At 73.4% G+C, this 14,399-nt stretch carries 16 protein-coding genes and 1 tRNA gene; 5 read left to right on the top strand and 12 right to left on the bottom strand.

Features of this window, described 5'->3' with window-relative positions; all coding sequences use genetic code 11:
* Positions 1 to 2 precede the first annotated feature (2 nt).
* Together IRY44_RS11515 and IRY44_RS11510 are read right to left on the bottom strand one after the other, a co-directional pair.
* On the bottom strand, positions 3 to 692 hold the full coding sequence (locus IRY44_RS11515) for a DNA alkylation repair protein (RefSeq protein WP_194800389.1): 690 nt from the start codon (positions 690 to 692) through the stop codon (positions 3 to 5).
* A 437-nt stretch (positions 693 to 1,129) separates the two neighbouring features.
* Positions 1,130 to 1,219, bottom strand: a tRNA-Ser gene (locus tag IRY44_RS11510).
* Between the two features lie 183 nt (positions 1,220 to 1,402).
* On the opposite strand from IRY44_RS11510, the gene IRY44_RS11505 reads away from it, so the two are divergent.
* The gene (locus IRY44_RS11505; protein WP_194800388.1) at positions 1,403 to 2,377 is read left to right on the top strand and encodes an NAD(P)H-quinone oxidoreductase; all 975 of its coding nucleotides are present in this window, start codon (positions 1,403 to 1,405) and stop codon (positions 2,375 to 2,377) included.
* Between the two features lie 2 nt (positions 2,378 to 2,379).
* Here the strand turns inward: IRY44_RS11505 and soxR are convergent, their stop codons facing one another.
* On the bottom strand, positions 2,380 to 2,832 hold the full coding sequence (gene soxR / locus IRY44_RS11500; protein WP_194800387.1) for a redox-sensitive transcriptional activator SoxR: 453 nt from the start codon (positions 2,830 to 2,832) through the stop codon (positions 2,380 to 2,382).
* A 46-nt stretch (positions 2,833 to 2,878) separates the two neighbouring features.
* Here soxR and IRY44_RS11495 point away from each other — a divergent pair, with 46 nt between their 5' ends.
* Complete coding sequence (locus IRY44_RS11495; RefSeq protein ID WP_194800386.1) at positions 2,879 to 3,562, top strand: transketolase; 684 nt, start codon at positions 2,879 to 2,881, stop codon at positions 3,560 to 3,562.
* A gap of 14 nt (positions 3,563 to 3,576) precedes the next feature.
* Complete coding sequence (locus IRY44_RS11490; protein WP_194800438.1) at positions 3,577 to 4,452, top strand: transketolase family protein; 876 nt, start codon at positions 3,577 to 3,579, stop codon at positions 4,450 to 4,452.
* A gap of 67 nt (positions 4,453 to 4,519) precedes the next feature.
* On the opposite strand, the gene IRY44_RS11485 is transcribed toward IRY44_RS11490, so the two are convergent.
* The 6 genes from IRY44_RS11485 to IRY44_RS11460 all read right to left on the bottom strand — a co-directional run bounded on the left by IRY44_RS11485 (position 4,520) and on the right by IRY44_RS11460 (position 9,899).
* Positions 4,520 to 5,230, bottom strand: coding sequence for a glycosyltransferase family 2 protein (locus tag IRY44_RS11485; RefSeq protein WP_135242490.1), 711 nt, complete (start codon positions 5,228 to 5,230; stop codon positions 4,520 to 4,522).
* A gap of 79 nt (positions 5,231 to 5,309) precedes the next feature.
* Positions 5,310 to 5,897 (bottom strand): hypothetical protein, encoded by a 588-nt coding sequence (locus tag IRY44_RS11480; protein WP_194800385.1) that lies wholly within the window; start codon positions 5,895 to 5,897, stop codon positions 5,310 to 5,312.
* A 57-nt stretch (positions 5,898 to 5,954) separates the two neighbouring features.
* Positions 5,955 to 7,361, bottom strand: a complete 1,407-nt coding sequence (locus tag IRY44_RS11475; protein WP_194800384.1) for a sensor histidine kinase KdpD — start codon at positions 7,359 to 7,361, stop codon at positions 5,955 to 5,957.
* Positions 7,354 to 8,037, bottom strand: coding sequence for a response regulator transcription factor (locus IRY44_RS11470; RefSeq protein WP_194800383.1), 684 nt, complete (start codon positions 8,035 to 8,037; stop codon positions 7,354 to 7,356). The genes IRY44_RS11475 and IRY44_RS11470 overlap by 8 nt, the downstream gene beginning before the upstream one ends.
* A 68-nt stretch (positions 8,038 to 8,105) precedes the next feature.
* The gene (locus IRY44_RS11465) at positions 8,106 to 8,618 is read right to left on the bottom strand and encodes a hypothetical protein (RefSeq protein WP_194800382.1); all 513 of its coding nucleotides are present in this window, start codon (positions 8,616 to 8,618) and stop codon (positions 8,106 to 8,108) included.
* Between the two features lie 108 nt (positions 8,619 to 8,726).
* On the bottom strand, positions 8,727 to 9,899 hold the full coding sequence (locus IRY44_RS11460) for an acetyl-CoA C-acyltransferase (protein ID WP_194800381.1): 1,173 nt from the start codon (positions 9,897 to 9,899) through the stop codon (positions 8,727 to 8,729).
* A gap of 99 nt (positions 9,900 to 9,998) precedes the next feature.
* Between IRY44_RS11460 and IRY44_RS11455 the strand changes: the two genes are divergently transcribed.
* Positions 9,999 to 10,430, top strand: a complete 432-nt coding sequence (locus tag IRY44_RS11455; RefSeq protein ID WP_194800380.1) for a PH domain-containing protein — start codon at positions 9,999 to 10,001, stop codon at positions 10,428 to 10,430.
* Between the two features lie 3 nt (positions 10,431 to 10,433).
* On the opposite strand, the gene IRY44_RS11450 is transcribed toward IRY44_RS11455, so the two are convergent.
* Both IRY44_RS11450 and IRY44_RS11445 read right to left on the bottom strand, forming a co-directional pair.
* Positions 10,434 to 11,375 carry a rhomboid family intramembrane serine protease gene (locus tag IRY44_RS11450; RefSeq protein WP_181726503.1) on the bottom strand — a complete coding sequence of 314 codons (942 nt, stop codon included), beginning with the start codon at positions 11,373 to 11,375 and terminating at the stop codon, positions 10,434 to 10,436.
* A gap of 25 nt (positions 11,376 to 11,400) precedes the next feature.
* A complete protein-coding gene (locus IRY44_RS11445) occupies positions 11,401 to 11,931 on the bottom strand; it encodes a peptidylprolyl isomerase (protein WP_194800379.1) in 531 nt (176 codons plus the stop codon).
* An 84-nt stretch (positions 11,932 to 12,015) separates the two neighbouring features.
* Here IRY44_RS11445 and IRY44_RS11440 point away from each other — a divergent pair, with 84 nt between their 5' ends.
* Entirely contained in the window at positions 12,016 to 12,837 is an 822-nt protein-coding gene (locus tag IRY44_RS11440) for a hypothetical protein (RefSeq protein ID WP_194800378.1), read from the top strand.
* A gap of 97 nt (positions 12,838 to 12,934) precedes the next feature.
* Here IRY44_RS11440 and corA read toward each other — a convergent pair whose 3' ends face one another.
* Positions 12,935 to 14,083, bottom strand: a complete 1,149-nt coding sequence (gene corA, locus IRY44_RS11435; protein ID WP_194800377.1) for a magnesium/cobalt transporter CorA — start codon at positions 14,081 to 14,083, stop codon at positions 12,935 to 12,937.
* Positions 14,084 to 14,399 lie beyond the last annotated feature (316 nt).

Here is a 14,399-nt window from a genome sequence, read left to right as displayed (position 1 = left end):
CTTCATACCCCGTTGTCCGCGCCACCGTGCTGCCGGCGCACCATCTCGTTGATCCAGACCGGCGCGTACGGCGACGTGCACCCGGGCGGCGTCGGATAGTCCTTCAGCACCCCGAGCCGCTCACCGATGCCGATCGCGCGGTCCCGGTACGCGGCGTGCTCGATCCCGATCTGCGCCAGGCAGTGGTTCATCGCCCACTGGAGGCGCTCCGGCGCATCCGCCATCTCCGCCTCGATCACGTCGAGCAGACCGGCCAGGTCCAGCCCGTCCGGGTTCCGCGCCACCCGCTCGGTGGTCAGCGCCCAGCCGGCGCTCGCCACGACCGGATCGGGATCGGCCGACCAGGCCAGGCGCAGCGGCTCGGCGTGCGGGCTCTTCTTCACCACGTAGTTCACGAGCCAGTCGTGCACCTTCGGCGTCCGCGCCTCGCGCAGCATCGCGTCCAGCTCGTCCCGCCCGTACGCCTTCGGCCGGCAGATCAGCATCGCCAGCAGCCGCGCCGCGCTGTCGCCGGTCGCCCACAGCTCGCGGGCCAGCTCCTGCTGCGTCTTCAGCCGCTTGGCGACCGCCCGCAGCTTGCCCAGGTTGACCCCGTGGTCGTCGCCGTGCCGCTCGTTGATCGCACGGATCTTCGGGTCGTCGAGCGAGGCCAGCTCGGCCGTCACCCCGGCCATCGTCGTCGTCTCCGCCAATCCGGCCTCCCACCGTCGCCGCGACCCGCAGCCTACGACCGGCGCGACGCTCCCGCTGTTTCTCCCCTCCGCCGCCCTGCCGTGTCGTGCCGTCGCCACATCACGGCATCCCATATCCGTCGCGCTGGTCGTGATGCCGGGCTGACCGACGGATGCGCGCTTGCCCTCAACGACCCAGTAACGGGTGATCGGGGAGTGGGGGATCGAAGAGGCGGCTGGCAGTCGCGGTTGCAGCATCGACGTCTGATGCTCGGCGCCCCGGGAGAAAGAACATCTCTCGTTAAGGCTTATGCCTCTCGGTCATATTTATGCCTGAGAGGCATAAGCCGTAGAGGTCATGACTTCTCTCCAGCCGACACGCCCGGCGGGGCCGCCCACCAGCCGACTACTTCCGCCCCTGGAGCATGGGCTGAGCTGTGTGAAAGGCGATCAACTACTGGCGGAGGGTGTGGGATTCGAACCCACGAAGACATCGCTGCCTTACCGGTTTTCAAGACCAGCGCCATCGGCCACTAGGCGAACCCTCCCGGCACGCCCCCGAGGGGTGCGCGACCGGGGACCAGTCTGCCACGAACGCCGTACCGGGCAAGCCGCCGTCCCACCTCCGAATCATGGCCGCCGGCAGGTCCACAGTGGCCGAAGGGCCGGCGAGGCGGCTGCCCCGGGCGGTGCACCTGCGCGGCGACGGGCGGATCGGGTAAGACTGAGTCATGCGCGCGATCACGATCACGGAACCCGGCGGACCCGAGGCGCTCGTCTGGACCCACGTGCCGGACCCGGAGCCCGGTCCCGGCGAGGTGATCGTGGAGGTGCGGGCGAGCGCGGTTAACCGGGCCGACCTGTTGCAGCGGCAGGGGCACTACCCGCCGCCGCCGGGCGCGTCCGCGTACCCCGGTCTGGAGTGCTCGGGGACGGTGCGTGCCCTCGGTCCCGGCGTGACCGGCTGGTCGGTGGGCCAGGAGGTGTGCGCGCTGCTCGCCGGCGGCGGCTACGCCGAGCAGGTCGCGGTGCCGGCCGGGCAGTTGCTGCCGGTGCCGGCCGGGGTGGATCTGGTCGACGCGGCGGCGCTGCCGGAGGTGGCCTGCACGGTCTGGTCGAACGTGGTGGACCTGGCCCGGCTGGCCGAGGGCGACACGCTGCTGGTGCACGGCGGCGGCAGCGGGATCGGCACGTTCGCGATCCAGCTCGGCGTGGCGCTCGGCGCGACGGTGGTGGTGACCGCCCGCTCGGCGAAGCACGACCGGCTGCGGGAGCTGGGCGCCGCGCACACGATCGACTACCGCGAGCAGGACTTCGTCGACGAGGTACGCCGGATCACCGACGGCCGGGGCGCGGACGTGATCCTGGACATCATGGGCGCCTCCTACCTGCCCCGGAACGTGGCCGCGCTGGCGACCGGCGGGCGGCTCGTGGTGATCGGCATGCAGGGCGGCCGCAAGGGCGAACTCGACCTGGGGATGCTGCTGGCGAAGCGCGCAGCGGTGCACGCGACCGCGCTGCGGTCCCGCCCGGTCGAGCAGAAGGCGGCTATTGCCCGGGGCGTACGGGAGCAGGTGTGGCCCCTGGTGGAGGCGGGCCGGATCCGGCCGGTGGTGCACGCCCGGGTGGACATGGCCGACGCCGCCGCCGCGCACCGCCTGGTGGAGACGAACGACCACCTGGGCAAGGTGCTGCTGGTCCGGTGAGGTCAGCCCTGGCCGGGGCGCGGGAGCATGAGGCGCGGGCCGGGGCCCTCGGCGGCGAGTGAGTCACCGGGGTTGTAGAGCGTGCAGCGCTGCAACGACAGGCAGCCGCAGCCGATACAGCCGTCCAGGTCGTCGCGGAGCTTGCCGAGCAGCCGGATCCGCTCGTCGAGCCGGTCCCGCCAGGCGCGGGACAGCGCGGCCCAGTCGTCGGGGGTGGGGGTACGCCCCGCCGGCAGCGAGTCGAGCGCCGCCCGGATCTCCTCCAGCGAGACGCCGACCTGCTGGGAGATCCGGATGAACGCGACCCGGCGCAGCTCGGTGCGGGCGTAGCGGCGCTGGTTCCCGCCGGTGCGGGCGGCGTGGATCAGGCCGAGCCGCTCGTAGTAGCGCAGCGCCGAGGCGGCGACGCCGCTGCGGTCGGCGAGCTGTCCGATGGTCAGTGTTGCTTCGTGCATCACACGGCCTTGAGTTGAAGTTCGCTTCAAGTCCGAGGCTATCGGTATGACGACGACCACCGCCACCGACCTGGGCGCGTTCCTGGATCGGGTGCGCGCCGGCCGCGAGTTCGGCGCCAACGTGTACTCGACGCTCGACGTGCTCCAGGTGCTCTACGACCGGGTGCTCCGGATCACCCCGGCCACCCTGGACGACCCGGACCGGGACCGCTTCCTGCTCTCCAAGGGCCACGCGGTCGCCGGGTACTACGCGCTGCTCGCCGCCCGCGGCTTCCTGCCGGCCGAGTGGCTCGACGACCAGGGCGGCCCGGCGAGCCGGCTCGGCGACCACCCGGACCGCACACTCGTGCCGGGTGTGGAGATCGGTTCCGGTTCGCTGGGCCACGGGCTCGGGCTGGGCGTGGGCACCGCGCTCGGGCTCCGGGCCCGGGGCCGCACCGGACCCCGGGTGTACGTACTGCTCGGCGACGCCGAACTGGACGAGGGCTCCAACCACGAGGCGATCGCGTACGCGGGCGCGACCGGGCTGGACAACCTCACCGCGATCGTGGTGGACAACCGCTCGGCCACGTACGGCTGGCCGGGCGGCGCGGCGAGCCGGTTCACGGTGAACGGGTGGAGCGCCGCAACAGTCGACGGGCGCGACCACGACGCCCTGCACGCCGCCCTCACCGGGCACGACGGTCACCGGCCGCACGTCGTCGTCGCGGTCGTCACGGACGGGGAGTGAGAATGAGCAGCACCATGCGGGACGCGTTCGTCACCAGCACCGAGGAGGTGCTCGCCGATCCGCGGACGACAGTAGTGCTCGCCGACATCTCCGCCGCCGCGTTCGAGCCGGCCGCCGCCCGCTACCCGGACCGGGTCGTCAACGTGGGCATCCGCGAGCAGCTGATGATCGGGGTCGCGGGTGGGCTGGCGCTGACCGGCCAGCGGCCGATCGTGCACAGCTACGCCCCGTTCCTGGTCGAGCGGGCGTACGAGCAGATCAAGCTGGACCTCGACCACCAGGACGTCGGCGCGGTGCTCGTCGGCATCGGCGGCTCGTACGATCGCGCGGCGGCGGGACGCACCCACCTCGGGCCGGCGGACGTGGCGTTGCTGGACACGCTCGACGGCTGGACGGTGCACGTGCCGGGGCACCCGGACGAGGTCCGGCCACTGCTGCGCGACGTCGTGTGCGGGCAGGACCCGGCGTACCTGCGGCTGTCCATCCAGGCCAACGCGCAGGCGTACCCGCAGGCGGGTGACCTGCATGTGGTGCGCGATGCCGGGCCGGGCGCGCCGCTGCTGGTGGCCGTCGGTCCGGTGCTCGAAGCGGCGGTGGCTGCGACGGCCGACCGCCCGGTCACCGTGGCGTACACCCACCGGCCCCGGCCGTTCGACACCGCCGGGCTGCGGGCGCTCGCCGCGACCGAGGTGATAGTGGTCGAGCCGTACCTGGCGGGCACCTCGACGCGGGTGGTGGCGGAGGCGCTCGCCGACCGGCCGCACCGGCTGCTGGCGCTCGGCGTGGGCCGTAAGGACCTGCGCCGCTACGGCAGCGCCGAGGACCACGAACGCTGGCACGGCCTGGACGCCGCCGGGCTGCGCCGCTCCGTCGACGCGTTCCTCGACTGAGCGGTCCGGACACGACGGAACCCCGCGACCTCGGCTCGTGCCGGGCTCGCGGAGTTCCGTCGACGGCTCAGTGCGCGGCGGCGGGACCGGCCGGGCGGCGGCGGGCGCGCTCGCGGGCCAGGATCCAGATCGCCTCGACGCCGTCCTTCCAGGTGATCTTCTTGCCCTCCTCGCGGCCCCGGGCGCGGTAGCTGATCGGCACCTCGTACGGGCGGATGCGGCGGCGCAGCAGCTTGCCGGTGACCTCCGCCTCCATGCCGAAGCCGCGGGAGCGGACCTGCAGCGAGCGGTACAGCTCCAGCGGCATCAGCTTGAAGCAGGTCTCCAGGTCGCCGATGTAGGAGTTGTAGAGCACGTTCGCGGCGAGCGTGACGCCCTTGTTGCCCATCACGTACCAGAAGCTGTACGAGCTGTGGCTGCCGAAGGTCCGATTGCCGTAGACGACGGTCGCCCGGCCGTCGAGCACCGGCTCCAGCAGGCGCGGGATGTCCTGCGGGTCGTACTCCAGGTCGGCGTCGAGGATGACCATGTACTCACCCTCGGCGCTGTCGACGGCGGTCTTGATGGCCGCGCCCTTGCCGGCGTTGCGCTGATGGGTGATCACCCGCAGGCGGGCGTCGTCCACGCGGCCGAGAACCTCGCCGGTGCCGTCCCGGCTGCCGTCGTCCACGACGACGAGCTCGATCTCGCAGGGGTAGTCCACCGCCAATGCCTGCTTGAGGGCATCCGCGATACGTTCTTCCTCGTTGTAGACCGGCATGAGGATCGAGAGCTTCACGGAATCTCCACGGAGGCGATGGCAGGTCGGGGCATAGCGTAGCCTGGCACATTGCTCAGGTCACGACAGCCCGGGCACCCTATTCCTGGCGAAGTGGTACGACCACGAGCCGGGCCACGCTCCGGTCGCCCTCCTTGGCGCCGGCCACCCCGACCGTCGTACCGATCTTGATGTCGCTCGATCGGATCGTGGTCCGGCGCTCGACCACCCGCAGCTTCTCGCCGAACGTCCACGTCACTGTGAAGCCGTCGGTGGACTTGACGGTCATCGACCTGTCGTCGATCGCCGTCACCTCGCCGCGCTGGACCGTGACGGTCTTCGTGCCGCCGTCCCTGGTCCGCACCACCGCCTCGCCGTGCAGCGTGTTGCGCCGCAGCAGCACCCGCGCCCGGTGCCGCTGGTGTCCCTGCTTCGCCCGCTCGCCCTCGCCGCCCGGCCCGGCCTTCGGGCTGCCGGAGGGCGCCGGCGCGGCCAGCGGATCCACGTCCAGTTCTCCGGCGTCGACGCCGAGCGCGGCGAGCGCCTCACCCTCCGTACCCAGGGCCGCGCTCACCTCGACCGCGTCGTCCGGTGCCGCGCCGGGCCGGGCCGCGCCGCACCCGGCGAGCCCGAGCGCGGCCGCGGCGAGCAGTGCGGTGGCGCCGGTGACGATTCGCTGACGTGCCATCAGTGGTCCTCTCTCGCGGTGACGACCCGAGCGTTCCGCACCGATGCGAGGAGACGGTCAAGCCGATGTTCGAGCCGCGTAAGGATCCGGCGGCACCCGGACGGTGAACGCGGCCCCGCCCTCCGGGGCGTGCCCGGCGGCGATGTCCCCGCCGAGCCGGCGGACCAGCCCGGCGGCGAGCGCCAGGCCGAGTCCGCTGCCCACCTTGCGCACGCCCCGGTACCGCTCGTGCAGCGCACCGCGCTCGAACGCCACCCGCAGGTCGTCGTCGGTGAAGCCGGGCCCGCCGTCCCGGACCTCCAGCACCCCGCCGCCCGCCGGGCCGTCGGCGCGGACCGCGAGCACCACCGGCGCCCCCGGCGGTACGACCCGCAGCGCGTTCTCCAGCAGCCCGTCTACCACCTGCCGGATCCGGCCCGGATCGGTGTACGCCGGCACCGGCACACCCGGCGTCTCCAGCCGGAACGGCACCCCGAGCGCCGCGTACCGGCCGGACCAGGCGCGCTCCGCGTCGGCGGCGAGCCCGGCCAGGTCGACCGGCACCGGTTCCAGGGGGAAGTCGACCGCCTCCAGCCGGGCCAGCGCCAGCAGGTCGCGGACCAGCCGGTCCAGGTGTTCGGCCTCGGCGAGCACGGTCCGGCCGGTCGCCGGCACCGCGTCGGCCTCGATCACGCCGTCGGCCAGCGCCTCGGCGTAGCCGCGGATGGCGGTGAGCGGGGTCCGCAACTCGTGCGAGACGGAGAGCAGGAACTCGCGCTGCCGCCCCTCGCTCGTGGCGAGCGCGGCGGCGAGGCCGTTCAGCGCGTACGCCAGGTCGGCCACCTCGTCGGGCGGCTCGACCGGTACGCGGACCGCCCGGTCCCCGGCACGCAGCCGCGCGGCGGCGGTGGCCGCGGTACGGATCGGCCGGGCCAGCCGGCGGGCGAGCAGCAGTCCGGCGGCGGCCCCGGCGGCGAGCCCGGCGAGCAGCGGCAACCAGAGTCCCCGCAGCACCTGCCGCCAGGGCGCGGCGCTGCGGGCCCGGGTCAGCACCACACCGTCCCCGCCGGGCAGCGCCCGCGCCTCGACCAGCCGGCGTTCCCCGTCGACGAGCCGCCGGCCGGAGACGTTCTCGCCGCCGGCGACCCGCGTCACGAGCGGTCGGGGCAGGCCCGGCCGGTCGGCCCGGCCGTCCCGGATCACGTACACCTCGATCTGCTGCTGGCGTAGTTGCCGGATGAGCCGGTCCCCGGCGCCGTCGCGCTGGCGTGCCGGCCGTACCCGGAGCACGTCGGCGGCGAGCCGGGCCTGGGCGGCGAGCGCCTCCTGGTCCCGGCGTTCCGCGCCGCGTACCGCGAGGGGCACCGCGACGAGCGCGGTGACGAGCACCGACACCAGCGCCACCGCGCAGGTGGCGAGCACGGCGCGGGCGGTGAGCGTCCGCCCGGGTCGGCGCGGCATCGGTCGGGTCGGCTGGTCAGGCATCGGCGGCGTACCCGACGCCCCGGTGGGTGCGGATCACGCTGTCCGGGCCGAGCTTGGCCCGCACCTGCGCCACGTGCACGTCGACGGTCCGGGTGCCGGCGTGCGCCGCGTACCCCCACACGCCCGCCAGCAGCTCCTCCCTGGTGAACACCCGGCCGGGCCGCGCCATCAGGTGGGCCAGCAGGTCGAACTCGGTGGAGGTGAGCTGCACCGGCGTACCGGCGGCGGTCACCGTGCGGCGGGCCGGGTCGAGCGTGACGGCGCCGAGCGTGCGGGGCTGCTCGGCGGGCACGCCCGCGGTGCGGCGCAGCACCGCCCGCAGCCGGGCGAGCAGTTCGCGCGGGCTGAACGGCTTGGTGACGTAGTCGTCGGCGCCCAGTTCCAGCCCGACGACACGGTCCACCTCGTCGTCGCGGGCGGTGAGGAAGATGACCGGCGTCCAGTCGCCGGCCGCGCGCAGCCGGCGGCAGATCTCGGTGCCGGCCAGGCCGGGCAACGCGATGTCGAGCACGCAGGCCACCGGGCGCAGGCGCCGCGCGGCGGCCAGCCCGGCCTCGCCGTCACGTTCCAGGTGTACGCCGAACCCGTCCCGGGTCAGGTAGAGCCGGACCAGGTCGGCGATGGCCGGCTCGTCCTCCACCACGAGGACGAGCCCGGGCGGGGCGGCGGTGGTCACCGGCTCATGATGACCGACCGGCGACCGGCGGGCCGGTCAGGAAATGTTCGGATCAGGTAAGGAGAAGGTCAGCGGGCCGGGGCGGGCCGCAGCACCGTCGGGCGGGCGCCCGCCGCCGGCTCACCGATGGTCGCCACCACCCGCTCGGCCGGCGTACGCAGGCGGGTGCGGAAGGCGTGATTGAGCAGCGCGTCGAGCTGCCACACCTGCTTCGGGTGGTGGGTACGCAGGACGAAGCGCTCGCGCACCCCGTCGATCGCGGTGGCCGCCAGCTCCACGCTGTGCGCGCGGGCGTCGGGGCTCCACGTCACGTTGCTCAGCTCGCGCAGTTCGGTGTTGAGGTGCAGGCGCAGCCGGTGCAGCACCCGGGTCTGCCGGGTGACCACCAGCCGCCGGTGGGTGAGGAGCATCAGGTAGTCGCCGCCCACCGGGTCGTCCGGGCGGCTGCACCGGGTGACCAGGATGGTCGCGTCGCCGGAGCCGACGCACCGGCGGAACACCGGCATGTGCCGGGTGACGGTCTGGGTCGCCAGGCCGGTCTCGGCGGCGGCCGGGAGGAACGTTCGCGAGAACACGTCCATGCCCGGTCCAACGAGCCGATGACCAGGGGTGATATGGGTCACGCCCGATTTCTGGAACTTCCACACGTGCAAGTCGCACCCGCGGTGCGACACCGGCGGCCCGTCGGATCAGAGCAGCTCGACGATCGTGGCGTTGGCCATGCCGCCGCCCTCGCACATGGCCTGCAGGCCGTAGCGGATGCCGTTGTCCCGCATGTGCTGGAGCATCGTGGTCATGATCCGCGCGCCGGACCCGCCGAGCGGGTGACCGAGCGCGATCGCCCCGCCCCGGGGGTTGAGCCGCTCCGGGTCCGCCTCGGTCTCGGCCAGCCACGCCAGCGGCACCGGGGCGAACGCCTCGTTCACCTCGTACACCCCGATCTCCTCGATGCCCAGCCCCGCGCGGCGCAGCGCCTTCGCGGTGGCCGGGATCGGCGCGGTGAGCATGGTGACCGGGTCGTCGGCGGCGACCACGGCGGTGTGCACCCGGGCCAGCGGGCGCAGGCCGTGCCGGCTGGCCCACTCGGCGGTGGTGACCGCGAGCGCGGCGGCGCCGTCGGAGATCTGCGACGCGGACCCGGCGGTGACCACGCCGTCGGCGCGGAACGGGGTGGCCAGCTCGCCCAGCTTGGCCAGCGAGGTGTCGCGGCGGATGCCCTCGTCGGCGGAGAACTTGCCGCCGTCGGCGAGCGCCACCGGGGCGAGTTCGGCCTCGAACGCGCCCGCGTCCTGCGCGGCGGCCGCCTTCTCGTGGCTGGCCAGCGCGAACTCGTCGAGCTGGGTACGCGAGAAGCGCCACCGCTGCGCGATCAGCTCGGCCCCGACGCCCTGGTTGAACGGCAGTGGCGAATCCTCCGCGACGCCCTCGACGCCGCGGTAGCGCTCCAGGATCGCCGCGCTGAACGGCATGCCACCGGCGACGCTGGAACCCATCGGCACCCGGGTCATCGACTCGACGCCACCGGCGACGACCAGGTCGGCCTGGCCGGAGAGGACCGTCGCGGCGGCGAAGTGCAGCGCCTGCTGGCTGGACCCGCACTGGCGGTCGAGCGTGGTGCCGGGGACCGACTCCGGCCAGCCGGCCGCGAGCACCGCGTTGCGGGCCACGTTCCAGGACTGCTCGCCGACCTGCGACACGCAGCCCCACACGACGTCGTCGACCTGGCCCGGGTCGATGCCGGTGCGCTCGGCGAGCGCGCGCAGCACGTGCGCCGAGAGGTCGACCGGGTGCACTCCGGCGAGGCTGCCCTTGCGCCGCCCGACCGGGGTCCGTACCGCGCCGACGATGACCGCGTCACTCATGTCTACTCCCCGGTAACCTCGCTTGCCCCGATCCTACGTGCTGATCCGACCGGTCGTCCTCCCCCGGTGTGCGGCAGGTGCGGCTGGCATGCTGAGCGGATGGATCCACAGTCGCCGCCGATCAGGCAGTGGCGGGTACCGCGCGAGGTGCCGGTGCTCAAGGCGGTGGGCGCGCTCGCGCTCGTGGCCCTGGGGCTGGTCTTCGCCGGCGGTGACCCCGTCCGGCCGGCGCTCGCCGGCCTGGCCGCCGCCGGTCTGCTCGCCTGGGCGCTGCGCGACGTGGTCGCCCCGGTCCGCCTCGCCGTCGACAGGGACGGGCTCACCGTGCTGCGGGGGTTCGCCGGGCGGCGCCGGCTGCCGTGGGACGCCGTGGAGGCGATCCGTCTGGACCGGCGCAGCCGGCGCGGGATCACCGCCGAGACGCTGGAGATCGACGCCGGAGAGTCGCTGCACCTGTTCGGCCGCCGCGACCTGGACGCCCCGCTGGACGAGGTGGCCGCGGCGCTGGACGAGGCCCGCCCCGCGCGCTGAGGCTCAGCCGAGCAGGGCGGCGGTGCGGACGAGCGTCAGGCCGATCAGTGCGACCAGCACGATCGCGCAGCCCGCCACCTGGAACACGGTGCGCCGTGACCGTGGCGCGTACGCCAGGACCAGCGCCACCAGCGCGCCGGCCACCAGACCGCCGAGGTGCCCGGCCACCGAGATGCTCGGCACGGTGAACGTGAAGATCAGGTTGATCACCAGGATCGGCACGATCGCCGAGGTGTCCCGGCCGAGCCGCCGCATGATCACGAAGACGGCGGCGAACAGGCCGAACACGGCGGTCGAGGCGCCGGCCGTGAACCGGTTCGGCTCGGTGAAGACGTACGCGGCGACGTTGCCGCCGAGCCCGGCGAGCAGGTAGAGCGCCAGGAAACGCAGCGGCCCGAGCACCGCCTCCAGCGTCCGGCCGAGCACCCAGAGCGCCCACATGTTCAGCAGCAGGTGCAGCACGCCGTAGTGCAGGAACATGGCGGTGACCAGCCGGTACCACTCGCCGTCGGCCACCCCGCCGACGTGCCCGTCAGGGAAGCGCGCCAGGCCGAGCACCGCACCCCACTCGGTGAGCGGCGTCCCGTTGCCCATCAGGCCGCCCAGGCCACCGCCGGCCACCGCGGTCCCGCTGCGGGCCGAGAGGATGGACAGCAGCATCATCACCACGTTCAGCGCGATCAGCGCCTTCGTGACGTTGCCCTGGCGGCCGGCGGCACCGCCACCGAAGGCGGTACGCGCCGGCCGCACGCTGCGGCGGCCCTCGGCGACGCACTCCGGGCACTGGTGGCCGACGGACGCGTCGCGCATGCACTCGGTGCAGATCGGCCGGTCGCACCGGGTGCACCGGATGTACGTCTCCCGGCCGGGGTGCCGGTAGCAGACCGGAGTGGTCGGCACCGGACCCCCGGTGGCGTCGCCTGGCTGGCCGGAGCGCTCAGTCATGCGAGCAAAGGTACCCGCGTGCCGCTCAGGACTGCTTGTGCTCGATCTCGACCCGCTCGATCACCACGTCCTGCAGCGGCCGGTCGCTCGGGCCGGTCGGGGTGTTGGCGATCGAGTCGACCACCTTCGCGGACTGCTCGTCGGCCACCTGGCCGAAGATGGTGTGCCGGTTGTTCAGGTGTGGCGTGGGCGACACCGTGATGAAGAACTGCGAGCCGTTGGTGCCCGGCCCGGCGTTCGCCATCGCCAGCAGGTACGGCCGGTCGAAGCGCAGCTCGGGGTGGAACTCGTCGGCGAACTTGTAGCCCGGACCACCGCGGCCGGTGCCGGTCGGGTCGCCCATCTGAATCATGAAACCGCTGATCACGCGGTGCGAGACGGTGCCGTCGTAGTACGGCCCGCTGCCCGGCTGACCGGTACGCGGGTCGATGTACTCCCGGGTGCCCTCGGCCAGCTCCACGAAGTTGCGGACGGTCTTCGGCGCGTGGTTCGGGAAGAGCTCCAGCCGGATCGGGCCGGCGTTGGTGTGCAAGGTGGCGTAGACAGCCTCGGCCACGGGTACTCCTCACTCGTAGTTCAGTTCCTTGCGGATCCTCCCATGTGCCCGATCTGGCCATGCGGAGGCATTCGAAGGTGGAGGATGACGAAGGAACAACTCCCAGGAGGTGGGACCGTGTTTGGAATCGGGCGGCGAAAGACCCAGGGCCAGCTCGCGAAGGTCGAGTTGAACCAGGGCATCGGTCACCTGAGGCAGGCCGCCACGCACGCGGCGAAGGGTGCCGGCGCCACTGTCGGCCCGCGGGTCCAGGCAGCCCGGGTCGCCGTCGCGCCGACCGCGGTCCTGGTCCGGGACCGCGCGTCCAGCGGGTTCGCGTCGACCGCCGCGGCGCTCGCGCCGGTTCTGCTGGCCGTGCGCAACGCCCGGGTCGAGGCCGCCGGCAAGGCGTCGGACGGCCGCAAGGTGATGGCCAAGAAGCAGGCCGCGATGACCAAGAAGGCGAAGAACATGAAGGCCGGAAAGAAGAAGCAGCGCAGGTCGCGGGGCATGACCGCGGGCCTGCTGGTGGCCGGCACCGTCGCCGGCCTGGCCGGTGCGATGGCCATGCGCCGCCGCCGCGAGCAGCAGGAGTGGGCCGAGTACGACCCGACCGGCACGCTCGGCGCGAGCGGTCGGGACAAGCTGGAGCCGATGCGGGAGGACGTGGACACGATCGTGGTGGAGACCCCGGACGCGAGCGCGAAGGTGACGCAGGCCGGCCCGACCGGCGCCGGCTCCTCGGCGGTGGCCAAGGGCAGCAGCGCATCGACCGCCACCTCCGGCAGCCAGCCGGTGATCCACCCGACCGACCAGGTCCCCTCCGTCGCCGAGGGCGCCCGGGACGTCTCCGGCCGCCCGGCCGACGACATCACCAAGGCCGTCCAGGCCGGCAAGAACGCCGCGAAGGCCGGCGGCCGCCGCTGACCTCGTACCGTCGGATCAGCGCCGGCACGCGGGACATCCCGCGTGGCCGGCGCTTCCGCGTGTACGGGCGGCGCGGCGGCCCGCCGTGACGCTGCGGTTACAGCCAGCCGTTGCGGCGGAACAGACGGTAGAGCGTGAAGGACGCCACGAGCATCAGTGCCCAGACGCCCGGATAGCCGTACGTCCATTTCAGCTCGGGCATGTTGTCGAAGTTCATGCCGTAGATGCCGGCGATCGCCGTCCACACCGCACCGATCGCGGCCCACGCGGCGATCTTGCGCATGTCGTTGTTCTGGTCGACGGTGACCTGGGCCAGCCGGGCCTGGAGGATCGAGTTGAGCAGGTCGTCGTAGGAGTTCACCTGCTCGACGGTGCGGCTGAGGTGGTCCTGCACGTCGCGGAAGTAACGCCGTACCTCCTGCGGCACCGCACGGTTGACCTGCGAGGTGAGCGTGATCAGCGGGCGCTGCAACGGCACCACCGCCCGCTTGAACTCGACCAGCTCCCGCTTCATCTGGTAGATCCGCTGGATCCGGCCGCTGCTCTGCCTGTCGAAGACGTCCGCCTCCAGCACGTCGAGGTCGTCCTCCAGCCGGTCGGCCACCTCCAGGTAGAGGTCCACCACGCGGTCGGTGATCGCGTACGCGACCGCCCACGGGCCGTGCCGCAGCAGGTCCCGCTTCGCCTCCAGGTCGGCGCGCACCGGCGCCAGCCGGCAGGCGTCGCCGTGCCGCACGCTGATCACGAAGTGCGGCCCGATGAAGAGCATCACCTGGCCGGTCTCCACCACCTCGGAGTTCTCGGTCAGCTCGGCGTGCTCGCAGTAGCGGGCGGTACGCAGCACCAGGAAGACGATCTCGCCGAAGTGTTCCAGCTTCGGGCGCTGCTGGGCCTTGACCGCGTCCTCCACCGCCAGCTCGTGCAGGCCGAAGGTGGCGGCGATCTCGGTCATCTCGGTCAGGTCCGGCTCGTGCAGGCCGAGCCAGACGAAGCCGTCGCGTTCCTGCCGGGCGGCGGCCAGGGCCTCGGCGTACCCGGGGCGGCCGGGGCGGCGCTCGCCGTCGACGTACAGCCCGCAGTCGACGATGCCGCTGCGTTCCGGGCCGGCCGGCCGGGGCGTACGCGGGGAGCCGTCCGCGTTGAGGATGCGGGACATCGCGCGTACCGGGGCCGACCAGGCGCGGGGGCGCAGGGCCCGGCTGCCGTCGGTGCCGGCGGTTCGGTCGCGTGCCACCCGGTCCGTCATCTCTCGCCCCCTTCCCCTGAAGCTGCGGCTTGCAGGTTACGCCGACCGGCGGGAAGCGCAGCGCGGCCGCGGGTGCGGGGGACTGGTGGTTGCGACGGGCGTCACGCGGCGGCGCCGGGCGGGCCGGGCCGCGTCAGGGGGGTGAGGGGCGACACGGCCCACCCGGCACCCCTTGGGGGCGGGAGTGATGCTGGGCGTGCCGCCGGCCCGGCCGGTCGTCCGGCGTGCGGGCTGGTCACCGGCAGAAGGTGAGCGGCACTCGCAGCATTGTGGGGGTGCCGGCCGGTCCGGCGGGAGTGCCGAACCGGCCAGCGGG

The organism is Micromonospora sp. ANENR4 (assembly GCF_015354395.1).
Taxonomy (GTDB): domain Bacteria; phylum Actinomycetota; class Actinomycetes; order Mycobacteriales; family Micromonosporaceae; genus Micromonospora; species Micromonospora aurantiaca.
The sequence above is the reverse complement of the archived record's forward strand: the minus strand, read 5'-3'. Positions and strand labels throughout refer to the sequence as shown.